Below are 250 nucleotides of genomic sequence, written 5' to 3' on the forward strand. Positions count from 1 at the left end.
TTTGAAAAACAATTAAAAGTAAAGCTCCTTAGAAAGGAGGTGATCCAGCCGCACCTTCCGGTACGGCTACCTTGTTACGACTTCGTCCCAATCGCCGATCCCACCTTCGACCACTCCCTCCCCAAAAGGGGTTAGGCCATGGGCTTCGGGTGTTACCAACTTTCATGACGTGACGGGCGGTGTGTACAAGGCCCGGGAACGTATTCACCGCAGCGTTGCTGATCTGCGATTACTAGCGACTCCGACTTCA

At 53.2% G+C, this 250-nt stretch carries 1 rRNA gene; it reads right to left on the reverse strand.

The annotated features are described in order from the left end of the window. Positions 1-32: 32 nt before the first annotated feature. Positions 33-250, reverse strand: a 16S ribosomal RNA gene (locus NQ018_RS11445); the annotation flags it as partial.

The organism is Corynebacterium kozikiae, from assembly GCF_024580965.1.
In the GTDB taxonomy this organism is placed as follows: domain Bacteria; phylum Actinomycetota; class Actinomycetes; order Mycobacteriales; family Mycobacteriaceae; genus Corynebacterium; species Corynebacterium kozikiae.